Consider the following 17,772-nt stretch of genomic DNA (forward strand, 5'->3'; position numbering starts at 1 on the left):
GCTAACGATCTGCTTCGCAAAATATTTTGGCATTTTTTAACGCTCCCCTCTTCCCGGGTCCTGTTTAGCCATTGCAACCAACATTAAAAAAATACGTGCGATTCATCGCATTCAGGTGCTATGCTGACTAAACACTGTTTAGTAAATTAAACACACATCATGAACGCAATTTCCGAACTCTCCTGTGACGTACTGATTATCGGCAGCGGTGCAGCCGGCCTTTCACTGGCGCTGCGACTCGCCCCACACCAGAAAGTGATTGTCCTCAGCAAAGGTCCTGTCAGTGAAGGCTCTACCTTCTATGCCCAGGGCGGAATTGCCGCAGTGTTTGATGAAACTGACAGTATCGACTCCCATGTGGAAGATACCCTGATTGCAGGCGGCGGGATTGTGGACAGACACGCTGCAGAGTTTGTCGCCAGCAATGCCCGACACTGCGTGCAGTGGCTCATCGATCAGGGCGTGCTGTTCGATACGCACGTTCAGCCGAACGGAGAAGAGAGCTATCACCTGACGCGTGAGGGTGGACACAGCCATCGCCGGATCCTGCATGCAGCCGATGCTACCGGTAAGGAAGTCGAAACGACGCTGGTCAGCCAGGCGTTAAACCATCCAAACATTCAGGTGCTGGAACGCAGCAATGCGGTAGATTTGATCATCTCCGACAAGATCGGTCTGCCGGGGACGCGCCGTGTCGTCGGTGCCTGGGTCTGGAACCGAAATAAAGAGAAGGTAGAAACCTGTCGCGCAAAATCGGTGGTACTGGCGACCGGGGGAGCCTCTAAGGTGTATCAGTACACCACTAACCCGGATATTTCTTCAGGCGACGGCATTGCCATGGCCTGGCGCGCGGGCTGCCGCGTTGCCAATCTGGAATTCAACCAGTTCCATCCCACCGCCTTATACCATCCCCAGGCACGTAACTTTTTACTGACCGAAGCGTTACGCGGCGAAGGGGCGCACTTAAAACGCCCGGACGGCACTCGCTTTATGCAGGACTTCGACGAGCGCGGCGAACTGGCTCCGCGTGACGTTGTTGCCCGCGCCATTGACCATGAGATGAAGCGCCTCGGCGTGGATTGTATGTATCTGGACATCAGCCATAAACCCGCAGACTTTGTGCGCCAGCACTTCCCGACCATCTATGAAAAACTGCTGGGACTCGGCATCGACATCACCAAAGAGCCGATGCCTGTGGTGCCTGCGGCGCACTATACCTGCGGCGGCGTGATGGTCGACGATCATGGCCGGACCGATGTCGACGGGCTGTATGCTATCGGCGAAGTGAGTTACACCGGTCTGCATGGCGCAAACCGCATGGCCTCGAACTCTCTTCTGGAGTGTCTTGTGTACGGCTGGTCGGCGGCGGAGGATATCGCCAAACGTATGCCTTACGCCCGCCAGGCAGAAAATCTGCCACCCTGGGATGAGAGCCGTGTGGAAAATCCGGATGAACTGGTGGTGATCCAGCACAACTGGCACGAGCTGCGCCTCTTTATGTGGGATTACGTCGGGATTGTGCGCACGACTAAACGTCTGGAACGCGCCCTGCGCCGTATTACTATGCTTCAGCAGGAAATTGACGAGTATTACGCCCACTTCCGCGTATCCAATAATCTGCTGGAATTACGTAACCTGGTCCAGGTGGCGGAGCTGATTGTGCGCTGCGCAATGATGCGTAAAGAGAGCCGCGGTCTGCATTATACCCTCGACTACCCGGAGCAACGTGAAGATTCCGGGCCGTCCGTGCTCTCGCCGCTGGCTCACATAAATAAATAGAAGGGGTGGGTCAGCGCCGTGTAGTCATCGGAATAACGCTGATCTGGCCCACGGATCACCAGCCTGTCGCTGAAGCACTCTCCCTCTTTCGGCGACAGCGCCAGCAGTACCCGGTGTGGCAGCCTGCCGTCGGTTTCCGCGATATCGGTGCGCAGGCGCAAAAACCAACCCATCTCCAGCGCACTGGCAATAAATGCGCTGCCCGCGCTTTCCGGTAATACCACGCAGAAAAACCCCTCTTCGGAGATCAGCCCGGCCGCACAGGTTAACAGCGCGCTATGATCGAGCGAACCGGTATACCGCGCCTGCTCTCGCTGCGGCGTGGCGCACCCGACGCCAGGTTCATAATAAGGAGGGTTACTGACGATTAAGTCATAGCGGGCCGTTTGCTCTGGCGCCCAGGCAAGAACATCCGCACAATGAAGTGATATGCGCGAAGCCCAGGGGGATTCGGCCACGTTTTCGGCTGCCTGCTCAGCCGCCTGAGGCTCCAGCTCCACCGCATCAAGGGTGACCGCCTGCTCAGTGCGCTGCGCCAGCATCAGGGCAAGCAATCCACTGCCGCTGCCAATGTCGAGAATACGTTTTACGCCAGCTACCGGTGCCCATGCCCCCAGTAAAATGCCATCAGTGCCAACTTTCATTGCACAGCGATCGTGAGCGACAAAGAACTGCTTAAAAGTAAAACCATCGCGGCGCAGCTGCGCTTTGAGTTGAGACATGTCAGAGCAACCTTCAAAATGAAACGGGTGTAGCATAGGTGAAAGCGTAACGACGGAAAAGGGATATCCACACAAACAGATGAAGATTGCAGCCGTAACGTCTATAATCAGCGCCCCACACAGAGGTAGAACATGACTGTAACGACATTTTCCGAACTTGAACTCGACGAAAGCCTTCTGGACGCGCTCCAGGAAAAAGGCTTTACACGCCCGACCGCTATTCAGGAAGCGGCTATTCCGCCTGCACTGGAGGGCCGTGACGTGCTCGGTTCAGCGCCAACCGGCACGGGTAAAACGGCAGCCTATTTGCTGCCTGCGTTGCAGCATCTGCTGGATTTTCCGCGTAAAAAATCAGGTCCGCCGCGTATTCTGATCCTCACCCCGACCCGTGAACTGGCGATGCAGGTTGCCGATCACGCGCGTGAGCTGGCGAAGAACACCCACCTGGATATCGCAACCATTACCGGCGGCGTGGCCTATATGAACCACGCCGAAGTGTTCAGTGAGAACCAGGATATCGTCGTCGCGACGACCGGGCGTCTGCTGCAATACATTAAAGAAGAGAATTTCGACTGCCGTGCGGTCGAAACGCTGATCCTCGATGAAGCCGACCGTATGCTGGATATGGGCTTTGCGCAGGATATCGAACATATTGCCGGTGAAACCCGCTGGCGCAAGCAGACCCTGCTCTTCTCTGCGACGCTGGAAGGCGATGCGATTAAAGATTTTGCCGAGCGTCTGCTGGAAGATCCGGTTGAGGTGTCTGCCACCCCGTCCACGCGCGAACGCAAGAAGATCCATCAGTGGTACTACCGTGCCGATGACATTGAGCATAAAACAGCGCTGCTGATCCACCTGCTGAAACAGCCGGAAGCCACGCGTTCTATCGTCTTTGTACGCAAGCGCGAGCGTGTGCATGAGCTGGCAACCTGGCTGCGTGAAGCGGGTATCAATAACTGCTATCTCGAAGGTGAGATGGTGCAGATTAAGCGTAACGAAGCCATTAAACGTCTGACCGATGGCCGCGTTAACGTGCTGGTTGCGACTGACGTCGCGGCGCGCGGTATTGATATCCCTGATGTCAGCCACGTGTTCAACTTCGATCTGCCGCGCACCGCGGATACCTATCTGCACCGTATCGGCCGCACCGGTCGTGCCGGTCGTAAAGGTACCGCCATTTCGCTGGTTGAAGCGCATGACCATCTGCTGCTGCAGAAAATTGGCCGTTACGTTGAAGAGCCGTTGAAAGCCCGCGTAATTGATGAACTGCGCCCGACTACCCGTGCGCCAAGCGAAAAAATGACGGGTAAACCGTCCAAGAAAGTGCTCGCTAAACGTGCCGAGAAAAAGGCGAAAGAAAAAGAGAAACCGCGCGTGAAGCAACGCCACCGTGATACCAAAAACGTTGGCAAGCGTCGTAAGCCTGCTGGCAGCGCGCCAGTGACGCAGAAAGAAGAGTAAAGAAAAGCCGGGTTAAAACCCGGCTTTTTTTATTTGTACTCTGGAAAAGATTACAGGCTGGCGGTAAAGGTACGGGCAATAACGTCGCGCTGCTGTTCTGGAGTCAGGGAGTTGAAGCGTACGGCATAACCAGAAACACGGATGGTCAGCTGCGGATATTTTTCCGGATGCTTAACGGCATCTTCCAGCGTTTCACGACGCAGCACGTTAACGTTCAGATGCTGACCGCCTTCAACGCGGACTTCTGGTTTGATTTCCATCGGGATTTCGCGATACACGATCTCGCCCAATGCATTAACCTGAACAACTTCATCTTCAGCAAAGCCTGCTTTTGCGCATACGCAGCGCGCTTCACCTTTTTCGCTGTCCAGCAGCCAGAAAGAGTTCAGCAGGTCGTCGTTTGCAGCTTTAGTAATCTGGATACCAGTAATCATGTAATGTCTCCCTTAAACTACAATATTGGGTGTCGCCCCGTTCGTCAGGGCAATTGGTAAAACCATTGTTGCTTGAGTGTATATATATCAGTCAAGCCCCCGTCATTCCTTGACTTAAATCAACAAAAACCCCACCAGCAACAGGGAAATAAACAGACATAATTGTTTTATATCAATTTTCACCCAACTCTGCTTTCAAATAATCTCGTCATTTTTAAATATTTTTCAGCATCATAGCGTATTCTCCTCGGTCAATTTTGCTCCCCCGGCATAAGCGGTTAAGCTAGGGAGAGAGAAAATTCGCAGGAGAGCGAGATGACAACACCTTTAACCTGGCACGATGTACTGGCCGATGAAAAGAAACAGCCTTACTTCGTTAATACCCTGAACACGGTTGCCGCCGAACGTCAGGACGGCATCACCATCTATCCGCCTCAGAAAGATGTATTTAACGCCTTTCGTTTTACCGAGCTCGCTGATGTCAAAGTGGTGATCCTGGGTCAGGATCCCTATCACGGACCGGGTCAGGCACACGGTCTGGCGTTTTCCGTGCGCCCAGGCGTTGGCATTCCCCCTTCCCTGCTGAACATGTATAAAGAACTCGAAGCCTCCATTCCCGGTTTTACCCGGCCTGCACATGGTTATCTGGAAAGCTGGGCGCGTCAGGGTGTACTGCTTCTCAACACCGTATTAACGGTTCGCGCCGGGCAGGCCCATTCCCATGCCAGTCTTGGTTGGGAGACGTTTACGGATAAAGTTATTAGCCTGATTAACCAGCACCGGGAAGGCGTGGTGTTTTTACTTTGGGGATCGCACGCGCAGAAGAAAGGGGCGATTATTGATACTCAGCGCCATCACGTACTGAAAGCACCGCACCCGTCACCGCTGTCCGCGCATCGCGGCTTTTTTGGCTGCAATCATTTTGTGCTGGCGAATGAGTGGCTGGAAAAACAGGGCGAGAAGCCGATTGACTGGATGCCGGAATTACCGGCTGAAAGCGAGTAGAGATATGTAGGCCCGGTAAGGGTAGTCTCCGGGCCTATTGCCGGGTGGCGGCTTCGCCTTACCCGGCCTACGAACACAGCGAAATTACGCTTTATTCTGACGCCACCACTCCGCCAGCAGAACGCCGGTCGCAACGGATACGTTGAGGCTCTCGACATTGCCGGTACCATCGATAGAAACGCTCAGATCGGCGCTGGACAGTGCCGCATCAGACAGACCATCACGCTCCTGCCCCAGCACCAGCACCATCTTACGCGGCAGTGTCGCTTTGAACAGCGGCGTCGTGCCTTTGTGGCTGGAGGTGGTCACAATGGCGTAGCCCGCTTTACGGAACTGCTCAATCGCTTCCAGAACACTGTCACCGGTAATCGGTTGAACGTGCTCCGCGCCACCTTCTGCCGTACGGATTGCCGCACCGGATTCCAGCAGAGCAGCATCCTGTAACAGAACACCTTTGACGCCAAAATGGGCGCAGCTGCGCATCATGGCGCCGAGGTTGTGCGGGTTGCCTACATCTTCCAGGGCCAGCACGCAGTCATCTTCGTCAGCCTGGCTGACCCACTGCTTAACGGTGGTACCGTTACGTTTTTTAATCAGGAAGCAGACGCCGCCATGATGCTCGGTGCCGGACGCTTTGGTGATCTCAGCGTCGTCTACCACGTGGTAGGCTTTGCGATTGGCCGCCATCCAGCGCAGCGCTTCTTTGAAACGCGGCGTCACGCTCTGGATAAACCAGGCGCGCACGATGCAATCGGGACGGCTCTGGAACAGGGCCTGGCAGGCGTTTTCGCCATAGACGCGCGTCTCTTCCGCACGCTGACGGCGGATCACTTCCGGATCGATAACCGTTTTACCGGCCATGCTGCCGTGATCGACAGGCGCCTTAGACTCATCGCCCGGCGCGCGGGAAACGGTGCGCCACGGTGAGGCGTCGCGGTTAAAGTCGTCGCGTTTGAAATCGTCACGCTTGCGGTCGTCACGTTTACGATCGTCGCGTTTGCGGTCATCACCGCGGCTGGTTCTCTCATCGCGGGCGGGGCGACGGCCACCGTCTGCACGAGATGGCCCTGGACGCCCGCCACCCTTTCCGGTACGCGGATTTTCGGTGCGTTTATCAGAGTCATCATCACTGCGGACATACATCACTTTGACCTTGCCGCTTTTGTTTTTCAGTTCGTCGTTCATGCTTTTCTCCACCAGCGCTGCGCGAAGCGCGCAGATTACCCGATGTCCCGGCGCATAGCCATTACTTCGTATAAAAGCCTGTGACTATTGTTCTCATTGAATAAAACGCGTTGTCGTTTCAAACAGGGTCGATGATAATATGTAACATCTTAGAAACATAACCGGCATTTTGCCGCTTTGTCCCCCTGCACTACCTGAGGTTAGTTATGAATACCGTATGTGCCAACTGCCAGGCTCTTAACCGCATTCCGGATGATCGAATTGATGATGGAGCAAAATGCGGACGCTGCGGTCATGAATTGTTCGATGGTGACGTAATTAATGCTACCGGCGCAACTCTGGATAAACTGCTGAAGGATGATCTGCCGGTTGTTGTCGACTTCTGGGCGCCATGGTGCGGCCCGTGCCGTAACTTTGCGCCGATCTTTGAAGATGTCGCTGAAGAGCGTAGCGGTAAAATGCGTTTCGTGAAAGTGAATACCGAAGCCGAACGTGAACTGAGCTCCCGTTTCCGCATTCGCAGTATTCCGACCATCATGATTTTCAAAAATGGTGAAGTCGTCGATATGTTGAACGGTGCCGTACCTAAAGCGCCCTTTGACAGCTGGCTGAACGAATCCCTCTGATTTTCCGGGGCACGTAACTTGTGCCCCGCTCTCGCCTCTGCGAGAATGGCGTTTTTTCTGCGCTCTCCCCCATGACTGATAACGCCGTTCTGCAACTGCGCGCCGAACGCCTGGCGCGTGCGACTCGCCCTTTTCTTGCCCGTGGTAACCGCATTCGTCGCTGTCAGCGTTGCCTGCTCCCGCTTAAACAGTGCCTGTGCGCGACCCTGACCCCCAGCCATGCCGAAAGCCGCTTCTGCCTGGTGATGTTCGATACCGAGCCGATGAAACCCAGCAACACCGGACGGCTAATCGCCGATATTTTACCGGATACCCTGGCCTTCCAGTGGTCACGCACCGAGCCGCCACAGGCTCTGCTCGATCTGGTTGCCAGCCCCGATTATCAACCGATGGTGGTCTTCCCGGCTTCTTACGCCGGAGAGACGCGACAGGTGATAACTAAGCCCTCATCCGGCAAGCCGCCGCTGTTCATCATGCTGGACGGTACCTGGACCGAAGCGCGTAAAATGTTTCGCAAGAGTCCCTATCTGGATGCCCTGCCGGTGATCTCTGTCGATTTGTCTCGCGTCTCAGCTTATCGGTTACGTGAAGCCCATGCTGAAGGCCAGTACTGCACTGCCGAAGTGGCTATCGCCTTGCTGGATCTGGCGGGAGATGTTGAGGCGGCGGGCGCGCTGGGCGATCATTTCTCGCGTTTTCGCGAACGCTATCTGGCGGGAAAAACCATTCATAAGGGAAGCATCACAGCGGCCGAGCCGGAAAGCGTTTAAAATCATCAGGTCACTCGCCTTTTCAGGAGACCTGTATGAGCCAGCGCGGGCTAGAAGCCTTACTCCGCCCTAAATCCATCGCCGTAATTGGCGCGTCGATGAAACCCGAACGCGCCGGTTATCTGATGATGCGTAACCTGCTCGCTGGCGGCTTTAATGGCCCGATACTGCCGGTAACCCCCGCCTATAAAGCGGTATTAGGGGTACTTGCCTGGCAGGACGTGGACAGCCTGCCCTTCATCCCCGATCTTGCGGTGCTCTGTACCCATGCCAGACGCAATATCGCGCTGCTTGACGCGCTGGGGAAAAAGGGCTGCAAAACCTGCATTATTCTCTCCTCGCCCCCTGAACAGCAGGCGGAGCTGTTGGCCTGCGCTACGCAATACCAGATGCGGCTGCTGGGGCCAAACAGCCTGGGCCTGCTGGCCCCCTGGCAGGGGCTGAATGCCAGCTTTTCACCCGTTCCGATACGTAAAGGCAAGCTGGCCTTCATTTCCCAGTCGGCTGCGGTCTCCAATACAATCCTCGACTGGGCTCAGCAGCGCGAAATGGGCTTTTCTTACTTCATTGCGCTGGGCGATGGTCTGGATATTGATGTGGATGAGCTGCTGGATTTTTTAGCGCGCGACACTAAAACCAGCGCTATCCTGCTCTATCTTGAACATCTCAGCGATGCGCGGCGCTTTGTTTCGGCCGCCCGCAGCGCGTCACGTAACAAACCGATCCTGGTGATCAAAAGCGGACGCAGCCCGGCCGCCCAGCGTCTTTTACACTCGCATTCCGGTATGGATCCGGCATGGGATGCCGCTATCCAGCGCGCGGGGTTGCTGCGCGTTCAGGACACTCACGAACTCTTTTCTGCAGTCGAAACGCTCAGCCATATGCGCCCGCTTCGGGGTGAGCGCCTGATGATCATCAGCAATGGCGCTGCACCGGCAGCGCTGGCGCTGGATGAACTCTGGCTGCGTAACGGGAAGCTGGCCGCCCTCAGCGAAGAGACCCTGCAGCGCCTGCGCGAGACGTTGCCGCCCGGCGTGGAACCCGGCAACCCGCTTGACTTACGGGACGATGCCAGCAGCGAGCGCTATCTCAGCGCTCTGAATATTCTGCTGGATAGCCAGGATTTTGATGCCCTGATGGTCATTCACTCACCGAGTGCCGTGGCACCGGGCAGTGAAAGCGCGCGTGCGCTGATTGATACCGTGAAAAAGCATCCTCGTGGCAAATACGTTTCACTTCTGACCAACTGGTGCGGCGAATTTTCGTCGCAGGAGGCGCGACGCCTGTTCAGCGAAGCGGGATTGCCCACCTATCGCACCCCTGAAGGCACCATTACCGCGTTTATGCATATGGTGGAGTACCGGCGAAATCAGAAACAGCTGCGGGAGACGCCCGCCCTGCCGGGGAATCTGACGGCCGATACGGGGCACGCTCACGACCTGCTACAGCGTGCCATTGATGATGGCGCGCGTTCGCTGGATACCCATGAAGTACAGCCGATCCTCACCGCCTATGGCCTGCATACCCTGCCCACCTGGATCGCCAGCGACAGCGCAGAAGCGGTGCATATTGCTGAACAAATCGGTTATCCGGTTGCCCTGAAACTGCGTTCACCTGATATCCCGCATAAATCTGAAGTGCAGGGGGTAATGTTGTATCTGCGTACGGCCGCGGAAGTTCAGCAGGCGGCGGACGCCATTATCGATCGCGTCAAAATGACCTGGCCTCAGGCGCGGATCCACGGTCTGCTGGTGCAAAGCATGGCCAACCGTGCAGGCGCGCAGGAGCTGCGGGTAGTCGTGGAGCACGATCCGGTCTTCGGCCCGCTAATTATGCTGGGCGAAGGGGGCGTTGAGTGGCGGCCAGAAGAGCAGGCGGTTGTGGCCCTGCCGCCGCTGAACATGAATCTGGCGCGCTATCTGGTGATCCAGGCTATCAAGAGTAAAAAGATCCGCGGACGCAGCGCCCTACGCCCGCTGGATATCGCCGCCCTGAGCCAGTTTCTGGTGCAGGTGTCGAACCTGATTGTCGACAGCCCGGAAATCCAGCGTCTGGATATTCACCCTTTGCTGGTATCAGGCAGCGAGCTGACGGCGCTGGATGTCACAATGGATGTCGCCGCCTTTACCGGCGATCGCGAAAGCCGGCTTGCTATCCGCCCTTATCCCCATCAGCTGGAAGAGTGGGTAGAGATGAAAAATGGCGAGCTGTCGCTGTTCCGCCCTATTCTGCCGGAAGATGAACCACAGCTTCAGCGCTTTATCGCCCAGGTGACCAAAGAAGATTTGTACTACCGCTACTTTAGCGAGATCAATGAATTTACCCATGAAGATTTAGCCAATATGACGCAGATCGACTACGATCGGGAAATGGCTTTTGTTGCCGTCCGGCGCACTGAGGAGGGCGATGAAATCCTTGGCGTCACGCGTGCCATCTCCGATCCGGATAACGTTGATGCGGAATTTGCGGTGCTTGTCCGCTCGGATCTGAAAGGTCTGGGCCTTGGAAGACGGTTACTCGAAAAGCTGATCGGTTACACGCGCGATCACGGACTGATCCGCCTTAATGGCATTACGATGCCTAACAATCGCGGCATGATCGCCCTGGCACGAAAACTGGGCTTTACCGTTGATATTCAGCTTGAAGATGGGATCGTCGGGTTGACCCTGCAGCTGATGCCGACAGGTAAACAAGAGTAAGGTACTGGAAATGTTGACCACTTTAAACGGCACTGGTGGTATGATTGCCCGCTTCTGTTGTCTGCATAGTACAGATAATCCTTCAATGAACAGAGAAGAAACGCACTGTGATGTTGTCAAAATTTAAGCGTAATAAACATCAACAACACCTTGCTCAACTACCGAAGATTTCTCAGTCAGTTGATGATGTAGAGTTCTTTTATGCTCCCGCCGACTTTCGGGAGACGCTACTGGAAAAAATTGCCAGCGCAACGCATCGTATTTGCATTATTGCTCTTTACCTTGAACAGGATGAGGGTGGCAGCGCGGTTTTACGCGCCGTTTACGAGGCCAAACGTCAGCGCCCTGAACTGGATGTCCGCATTCTTGTCGACTGGCATCGCGCCCAGCGCGGCCGTATTGGCGCGGCGGCGTCCAACACCAATGCCGACTGGTACTGCCGCATGGCGCAGGAAAACCCAGGCGTAGAGGTGCCCGTTTACGGTGTCCCGGTTAATACCCGCGAAGCCCTCGGCGTCCTCCATTTCAAAGGCTTTATCATCGATGACAGCGTGCTGTATAGCGGCGCAAGTCTGAACGATGTCTATCTGCATCAGCTGGATAAATACCGTTACGATCGTTATCACCTGGTGCGCAATGCCCGCATGGCTGACGTTATGTTCGGGTGGGTGGATCAGAATCTGGTGCACGGCCGCGGCGTGAATCGTCTTGACGATCCGAATCGCCCAAAAAGCCCGGAGATCAAAAATGACATTCGTCTTTTCCGTCAGGAACTGCGCGATGCCATGTTCCATTTTCAGGGCGATGCAGATAATGAACAGCTTGCGGTGACCCCGCTGGTGGGTCTGGGCAAATCCAGCCTGCTTAATAAAACCATCTTCCACCTTATGCCCTGCACCGAGCATAAGCTGACCATCTGCACGCCGTATTTCAATCTGCCAGCCGTACTGGTGCGTAATATCATTCAGTTGTTACGCGACGGTAAGAAAGTGGAAATTATCGTTGGCGATAAAACCGCCAATGACTTCTTCATCCCGGAAGATCAGCCGTTCAAGATCATCGGCGCCCTGCCTTATCTGTATGAGATCAACCTGCGCCGCTTCCTGAGCCGTCTGCAGTACTATGTGAATACCGATCAGCTGGTTGTACGTCTGTGGAAAGATGAAGACAACAGCTATCACCTGAAAGGGATGTGGGTTGATGATGAATGGATGCTGCTGACCGGTAACAACCTCAATCCGCGCGCCTGGCGCCTGGATCTCGAAAACGCCATTTTGATCCACGATCCGCGCCAGGAGCTTGCCGTTCCGCGGGAGCGTGAGCTGGAACTGATCCGCACCCATACCACCGTGGTTAACCATTATCGCGATCTGCAAAGTATCGCTGACTATCCGGTGAAAGTACGTAAGCTTATTCGTCGTTTACGCCGTATCCGAATCGACCGGTTGATTAGCCGCATTCTGTAATCTTCAGCCCTGTCATTGACGGGGCTTTTTGTGGAGGTCGTTGTGCGTTATTTCCTGCTAACAAGCTGTCTGGTACTTTGCGGATGTAGCCATATGGCTCAGGATAGCTGGTCTGGTCAGGATAAAGCGCAACACTTTATTGCCTCGGCGATGCTTTCCGCTGCGGGTAATGAATATGCTCAACGTCAGGGATATAGCCGCGATCGTAGCGCTGCGTACGGCCTGATGTTTTCGGTAAGTCTGGGAGCATCGAAGGAGCTCTGGGACAGCCGCCCGGCGGGGAGCGGCTGGAGCTGGAAAGATTTTGCCTGGGATGTCGCTGGTGCAACCACTGGCTATAGCCTCTGGCAACTGGCGGATCGTTAGAGACGCACCCCTTTCCCTTTTCGGTGCAGCATCAAAGAGACAATAAATGCCAGCGCCCCCATCAGCGTGACGTACCAGAAAAAGATCGTCTCACTCCCCATCGATTTTAATGACAGGGCGACATATTCCGCCGAGCCGCCAAAGAGCGCGTTAGCCACCGCATATGATAACCCAACGCCCAGCGCACGTACCTGAGCCGGAAACATCTCTGCCTTAAGGATGCCGCTGATAGAGGTATAAAAACTGGCAATAATCAACGCTACCATCACCAGGGCAAAAGCGGCGTAAGGAGACGAAACATGCTGAAGTGCGGTGAGAATAGGCACGGTGCACAACGCCGACAATCCTCCAAAAATCAGCATTGAGCTACGACGGCCAATTTTATCCGACAGTGCGCCGATAATCGGCTGAATGAGCATAAAAACAAAAAGCGCGACCGTCATGACCATACTCGCCACGTTAGCGTGCATACCTGTCGTGTTGACCAGATACTTCTGCATATAGGTGGTGAAGGTGTAGAAGGTGAGTGAACCGCCGGCCGTAAAGCCGAGCACCATCAAAAATGCCTTTCTGTTACGCCACAAACCTTTAAATGAGCCCGCCTCTTTTAACGTTCTCACCTCTTTTCGCGACGTTTCTTCCAACTGACGGCGTAACCACAGCGCTACGACAGCCAGCACTGCGCCGAGGGCAAACGGAATACGCCATCCCCAGGCCCGGAGATCTTCATCACTTAAGACCTGTTGCAGGATCACCACGGCCAGGATTGCCAACAGCTGACCACCTATCAGCGTCACGTACTGGAAGGAGGCATAAAAACCTTTACGTCCTTCCACTGCGACTTCACTCATATATGTCGCGCTTGTGCCGTATTCTCCCCCAACGGAGAGCCCCTGGAACAAACGCGCCAACAGCAGTAAGGCCGGTGCCCATGTGCCAATAGTTTCATAGCCGGGCAGACAGGCGATCACCAAAGAGCCAAAACACATCATGCAGACGGAAATCAGCATGGATGTTTTTCGCCCTTTTCGATCGGCAATACGGCCAAACAGCCAGCCTCCAATCGGACGCATCAGAAAACCAGCGGCGAAAACCCCTGCGGTTTGCAGCAATTGCGTAGTGGTGTTGCCGGATGGGAAGAAGATATGGGCAAAATAGAGCGAGCAAAACGAATAAACGTAAAAGTCGAACCATTCAACCAGATTACCTGAAGATGCGCCGACGATTGCCCAAATCCTGCGGCGAGTATCACCGTCTGCACCTTTATTACTCTCCGTATCTGTACTTGCTACGGTTTCTGTCATTTTAAATCCCCTGTCTTACAGTTCGGGCCATTGCACCCACTCCAGTAAAACCAGATTTAAAATTTAACGTTAGGTAAAAAAATTGTTTCTATTATGTTTCATTTAATTTTGTGAGATGCATCATAAAACAGGCGATACCGATAGCCATATCATCACCCCCACTTTTTTTGATGCGCTTGTTTTCTCTGTAAATAATCTTCATTCGCACGAATTTTATCCCACCACCCTTTAAACACTTTTGCCGCTTCGGCTTTCACCGGATCGTGATCTAACGGACGTACATTGCGTTCGTCATCGTACTTTTTTCCGCCTTTATGATTGGCGTAGCGTCTGGCGCGGGTGTATCCCATCTGGATAAATTTTCTGGCCATATCCATACCGACAAAATCGTCTTGCTGGCGGTATTGCTCAAAAAGCGCGTAAATCTCTTGCGCAGATTTTGTCGCAACCTCTGCATTTTTATATCGCCAGTGGGGCAGGATTTCGCTTTTATAAGGTTCAACCAGCAGAACGCCTTGCTCTCCCCGCCCTACCTGATAGCGCTCCGGGTGGTCACGAAAGTTAATACTGGCGAAATCTTGTTGGTAGTTAAATGGGGGATTCGGCAAAATAACCTCGATGACGATGCGTATCTTGTTATTTTAGCCAGAGATTGTTGGTTTTGCCTGCTCAACCAGCCATAGCAAAAAACCCCGCACCTTAGGGTACGGGGTTTCTTTAATTGATGCCTGGCAGTTCCCTACTCTCGCATGGGGAGGCCCCACACTACCATCGGCGCTACGGCGTTTCACTTCTGAGTTCGGCATGGGGTCAGGTGGGACCACCGCGCTACAGCCGCCAGGCAAATTCTGTTATCTGTATCAGGCTGAAAATCGTCTCAAATCTCACCGAAACAGCTTCGGCGTTGTAAGGTTAAGCCTCACGGTTCATTAGTACCGGTTAGCTCAACGCATCGCTGCGCTTACACACCCGGCCTATCAACGTCGTCGTCTTCAACGTTCCTTCAGGACCCTTAAAGGGTCAGGGAGAACTCATCTCGGGGCAAGTTTCGTGCTTAGATGCTTTCAGCACTTATCTCTTCCGCATTTAGCTACCGGGCAGTGCCATTGGCATGACAACCCGAACACCAGTGATGCGTCCACTCCGGTCCTCTCGTACTAGGAGCAGCCCCCCTCAATTCTCCAGCGCCCACGGCAGATAGGGACCGAACTGTCTCACGACGTTCTAAACCCAGCTCGCGTACCACTTTAAATGGCGAACAGCCATACCCTTGGGACCTACTTCAGCCCCAGGATGTGATGAGCCGACATCGAGGTGCCAAACACCGCCGTCGATATGAACTCTTGGGCGGTATCAGCCTGTTATCCCCGGAGTACCTTTTATCCGTTGAGCGATGGCCCTTCCATACAGAACCACCGGATCACTATGACCTGCTTTCGCACCTGCTCGAGCCGTCACTCTCGCAGTCAAGCTAGCTTATGCCATTGCACTAACCTCCTGATGTCCGACCAGGATTAGCTAACCTTCGTGCTCCTCCGTTACTCTTTAGGAGGAGACCGCCCCAGTCAAACTACCCACCAGACACTGTCCGCAACCCGGGTAACGGGTCTACGTTAGAACACCAGCCATTAAAGGGTGGTATTTCAAGGATGGCTCCACGCAGACTGGCGTCCACGCTTCAAAGCCTCCCACCTATCCTACACATCAAGGACCAGTGTTCAGTGTCAAGCTATAGTAAAGGTTCACGGGGTCTTTCCGTCTTGCCGCGGGTACACTGCATCTTCACAGCGATTTCAATTTCACTGAGTCTCGGGTGGAGACAGCCTGGCCATCATTACGCCATTCGTGCAGGTCGGAACTTACCCGACAAGGAATTTCGCTACCTTAGGACCGTTATAGTTACGGCCGCCGTTTACCGGGGCTTCGATCAAGAGCTTCGCGTTGCCGCTAACCCCATCAATTAACCTTCCGGCACCGGGCAGGCGTCACACCGTATACGTCCACTTTCGTGTTTGCACAGTGCTGTGTTTTTAATAAACAGTTGCAGCCAGCTGGTATCTTCGACTGATTTCAGCTCCACCCGCAGGGGCTTCACCTACATATCAGCGTGCCTTCTCCCGAAGTTACGGCACCATTTTGCCTAGTTCCTTCACCCGAGTTCTCTCAAGCGCCTTGGTATTCTCTACCTGACCACCTGTGTCGGTTTGGGGTACGATTCGTTGTTACCTGATGCTTAGAGGCTTTTCCTGGAAGCAGGGCATTTGTTACTTCAGCACCGTAGTGCCTCGTCATCACACCTCAGCGTTAAAAAGGTACCGGATTTACCTGGAACCTCCGCCTACATGCTTAAACCGGGACAACCGTCGCCCGGCCAACATAGCCTTCTCCGTCCCCCCTTCGCAGTAACACCGAGTACAGGAATATTAACCTGTTTCCCATCGACTACGCCTTTCGGCCTCGCCTTAGGGGTCGACTCACCCTGCCCCGATTAACGTTGGACAGGAACCCTTGGTCTTCCGGCGAGCGGGCTTTTCACCCGCTTTATCGTTACTTATGTCAGCATTCGCACTTCTGATACCTCCAGCAAACCTCACAGTTCACCTTCAACGGCTTACAGAACGCTCCCCTACCCAACAACACATAGTGTCGCTGCCGCAGCTTCGGTGCATGGTTTAGCCCCGTTACATCTTCCGCGCAGGCCGACTCGACCAGTGAGCTATTACGCTTTCTTTAAATGATGGCTGCTTCTAAGCCAACATCCTGGCTGTCTGTGCCTTCCCACATCGTTTCCCACTTAACCATGACTTTGGGACCTTAGCTGGCGGTCTGGGTTGTTTCCCTCTTCACGACGGACGTTAGCACCCGCCGTGTGTCTCCCGTGATAACATTCTCCGGTATTCGCAGTTTGCATCGGGTTGGTAAGCCGGGATGGCCCCCTAGCCGAAACAGTGCTCTACCCCCGGAGATGAGTTCACGAGGCGCTACCTAAATAGCTTTCGGGGAGAACCAGCTATCTCCCGGTTTGATTGGCCTTTCACCCCCAGCCACAAGTCATCCGCTAATTTTTCAACATTAGTCGGTTCGGTCCTCCAGTTAGTGTTACCCAACCTTCAACCTGCCCATGGCTAGATCACCGGGTTTCGGGTCTATACCCTGCAACTTAACGCCCAGTTAAGACTCGGTTTCCCTTCGGCTCCCCTATACGGTTAACCTTGCTACAGAATATAAGTCGCTGACCCATTATACAAAAGGTACGCAGTCACACCACGAAGGTGCTCCCACTGCTTGTACGTACACGGTTTCAGGTTCTTTTTCACTCCCCTCGCCGGGGTTCTTTTCGCCTTTCCCTCACGGTACTGGTTCACTATCGGTCAGTCAGGAGTATTTAGCCTTGGAGGATGGTCCCCCCATATTCAGACAGGATACCACGTGTCCCGCCCTACTCTTCGAGTTCACAGCAAGTGTGCTTTCATGTACGGGACTATCACCCTGTACCGTCGGACTTTCCAGACCGTTCCACTAACACACAAGCTGATTCAGACTCCGGGCTGCTCCCCGTTCGCTCGCCGCTACTGGGGGAATCTCGGTTGATTTCTTTTCCTCGGGGTACTTAGATGTTTCAGTTCCCCCGGTTCGCCTCGTTAACCTATGTATTCAGTTAACGATAGTGCAACGGATTGCACTGGGTTTCCCCATTCGGACATCGCCGGGTCAAAGGTTCATATCACCTCGCCGGCGCTTTTCGCAGATTAGCACGTCCTTCATCGCCTCTGACTGCCAGGGCATCCACCGTGTACGCTTAGTCGCTTAACCTCACAACCCGAAGATGTCTCTTTCGATTCATCGTCGTGATTGTGAAAATTTGAGAGACTCGAACACACCTGATTCTGTTCTTGTTTACGGAGAACAGAGACGGTGTGTCGTTTCAATTTTCAGCTTGATCCAGATTTTTAAA

Annotated in this window: 13 protein-coding genes and 2 rRNA genes; 8 read left to right on the forward strand and 7 right to left on the reverse strand. The window is 54.2% G+C overall.

The window, feature by feature from the left end:
• Positions 1-159 precede the first annotated feature (159 nt).
• Positions 160-1,779: an L-aspartate oxidase gene (nadB, locus tag NB069_RS16540; RefSeq protein WP_250585292.1), complete on the forward strand. Its 1,620-nt coding sequence runs from the start codon at positions 160-162 to the stop codon at positions 1,777-1,779.
• Here nadB and trmN read toward each other — a convergent pair.
• Positions 1,764-2,501, reverse strand: coding sequence for a tRNA(1)(Val) (adenine(37)-N(6))-methyltransferase TrmN (gene trmN, locus NB069_RS16545; RefSeq protein WP_250585294.1), 738 nt, complete (start codon positions 2,499-2,501; stop codon positions 1,764-1,766). The two genes, nadB and trmN, sit on opposite strands and share 16 nt — an antisense overlap.
• Before the next feature lie 132 nt (positions 2,502-2,633).
• On the opposite strand from trmN, the gene srmB reads away from it, so the two are divergent.
• Entirely contained in the window at positions 2,634-3,962 is a 1,329-nt protein-coding gene (srmB, locus tag NB069_RS16550; RefSeq protein WP_250585295.1) for an ATP-dependent RNA helicase SrmB, read from the forward strand.
• A gap of 50 nt (positions 3,963-4,012) precedes the next feature.
• Here the strand turns inward: srmB and grcA are convergent, their stop codons facing one another.
• Positions 4,013-4,396, reverse strand: a complete 384-nt coding sequence (gene grcA / locus NB069_RS16555; protein ID WP_250585297.1) for an autonomous glycyl radical cofactor GrcA — start codon at positions 4,394-4,396, stop codon at positions 4,013-4,015.
• A 315-nt stretch (positions 4,397-4,711) separates the two neighbouring features.
• On the opposite strand from grcA, the gene ung reads away from it, so the two are divergent.
• Positions 4,712-5,401 carry a uracil-DNA glycosylase gene (gene ung, locus NB069_RS16560; RefSeq protein ID WP_250585299.1) on the forward strand — a complete coding sequence of 230 codons (690 nt, stop codon included), beginning with the start codon at positions 4,712-4,714 and terminating at the stop codon, positions 5,399-5,401.
• Positions 5,402-5,485: 84 nt separating this feature from the next.
• On the opposite strand, the gene NB069_RS16565 is transcribed toward ung, so the two are convergent.
• The gene (locus tag NB069_RS16565; RefSeq protein ID WP_250585302.1) at positions 5,486-6,586 is read right to left on the reverse strand and encodes a tRNA/rRNA methyltransferase; all 1,101 of its coding nucleotides are present in this window, start codon (positions 6,584-6,586) and stop codon (positions 5,486-5,488) included.
• A gap of 206 nt (positions 6,587-6,792) precedes the next feature.
• Here NB069_RS16565 and trxC point away from each other — a divergent pair, with 206 nt between their 5' ends.
• From trxC to NB069_RS16595, 5 genes are all read left to right on the forward strand, one after another.
• Positions 6,793-7,212 (forward strand): thioredoxin TrxC, encoded by a 420-nt coding sequence (gene trxC / locus NB069_RS16570; RefSeq protein ID WP_250585304.1) that lies wholly within the window; start codon positions 6,793-6,795, stop codon positions 7,210-7,212.
• 71 nt (positions 7,213-7,283) lie between these two features.
• Complete coding sequence (gene tapT, locus NB069_RS16575) at positions 7,284-7,982, forward strand: tRNA-uridine aminocarboxypropyltransferase (protein WP_250585305.1); 699 nt, start codon at positions 7,284-7,286, stop codon at positions 7,980-7,982.
• A 35-nt stretch (positions 7,983-8,017) separates the two neighbouring features.
• Entirely contained in the window at positions 8,018-10,681 is a 2,664-nt protein-coding gene (locus tag NB069_RS16580; protein WP_250585307.1) for a bifunctional acetate--CoA ligase family protein/GNAT family N-acetyltransferase, read from the forward strand.
• Positions 10,682-10,791: 110 nt separating this feature from the next.
• Positions 10,792-12,147, forward strand: a complete 1,356-nt coding sequence (gene pssA, locus NB069_RS16590; RefSeq protein ID WP_250585309.1) for a CDP-diacylglycerol--serine O-phosphatidyltransferase — start codon at positions 10,792-10,794, stop codon at positions 12,145-12,147.
• 42 nt (positions 12,148-12,189) lie between these two features.
• Positions 12,190-12,513, forward strand: a complete 324-nt coding sequence (locus tag NB069_RS16595; RefSeq protein WP_250585311.1) for a YfiM family lipoprotein — start codon at positions 12,190-12,192, stop codon at positions 12,511-12,513.
• Here NB069_RS16595 and NB069_RS16600 read toward each other — a convergent pair.
• From NB069_RS16600 to NB069_RS16615, 4 genes are all read right to left on the reverse strand, one after another.
• On the reverse strand, positions 12,510-13,817 hold the full coding sequence (locus NB069_RS16600) for an MFS transporter (RefSeq protein WP_250585313.1): 1,308 nt from the start codon (positions 13,815-13,817) through the stop codon (positions 12,510-12,512). The genes NB069_RS16595 and NB069_RS16600 overlap by 4 nt on opposite strands.
• A gap of 152 nt (positions 13,818-13,969) precedes the next feature.
• Positions 13,970-14,425 carry a DUF4385 domain-containing protein gene (locus NB069_RS16605; protein ID WP_250585315.1) on the reverse strand — a complete coding sequence of 152 codons (456 nt, stop codon included), beginning with the start codon at positions 14,423-14,425 and terminating at the stop codon, positions 13,970-13,972.
• 118 nt (positions 14,426-14,543) lie between these two features.
• A 5S ribosomal RNA gene (gene rrf, locus NB069_RS16610) occupies positions 14,544-14,659 on the reverse strand.
• 66 nt (positions 14,660-14,725) lie between these two features.
• Positions 14,726-17,630, reverse strand: a 23S ribosomal RNA gene (locus NB069_RS16615).
• Between the last annotated feature and the right edge of the window lie 142 nt (positions 17,631-17,772).

The organism is Leclercia adecarboxylata (assembly GCF_023639785.1).
GTDB lineage: Bacteria > Pseudomonadota > Gammaproteobacteria > Enterobacterales > Enterobacteriaceae > Enterobacter > Enterobacter adecarboxylatus_D.

Bases quoted from the DNA above. Each gene is read 5' to 3' on its own strand.
- nadB (WP_250585292.1), top strand. From the start codon at position 160: ATGAACGCAATTTCCGAACTCTCCTGTGACGTACTGATTATCGGCAGC.
- trmN (WP_250585294.1), bottom strand. From the start codon at position 2,501: ATGTCTCAACTCAAAGCGCAGCTGCGCCGCGATGGTTTTACTTTTAAG.
- srmB (WP_250585295.1), top strand. From the start codon at position 2,634: ATGACTGTAACGACATTTTCCGAACTTGAACTCGACGAAAGCCTTCTG.
- grcA (WP_250585297.1), bottom strand. From the start codon at position 4,396: ATGATTACTGGTATCCAGATTACTAAAGCTGCAAACGACGACCTGCTG.
- ung (WP_250585299.1), top strand. From the start codon at position 4,712: ATGACAACACCTTTAACCTGGCACGATGTACTGGCCGATGAAAAGAAA.
- NB069_RS16565 (WP_250585302.1), bottom strand. From the start codon at position 6,586: ATGAACGACGAACTGAAAAACAAAAGCGGCAAGGTCAAAGTGATGTAT.
- trxC (WP_250585304.1), top strand. From the start codon at position 6,793: ATGAATACCGTATGTGCCAACTGCCAGGCTCTTAACCGCATTCCGGAT.
- tapT (WP_250585305.1), top strand. From the start codon at position 7,284: ATGACTGATAACGCCGTTCTGCAACTGCGCGCCGAACGCCTGGCGCGT.
- NB069_RS16580 (WP_250585307.1), top strand. From the start codon at position 8,018: ATGAGCCAGCGCGGGCTAGAAGCCTTACTCCGCCCTAAATCCATCGCC.
- pssA (WP_250585309.1), top strand. From the start codon at position 10,792: ATGTTGTCAAAATTTAAGCGTAATAAACATCAACAACACCTTGCTCAA.
- NB069_RS16600 (WP_250585313.1), bottom strand. From the start codon at position 13,817: ATGACAGAAACCGTAGCAAGTACAGATACGGAGAGTAATAAAGGTGCA.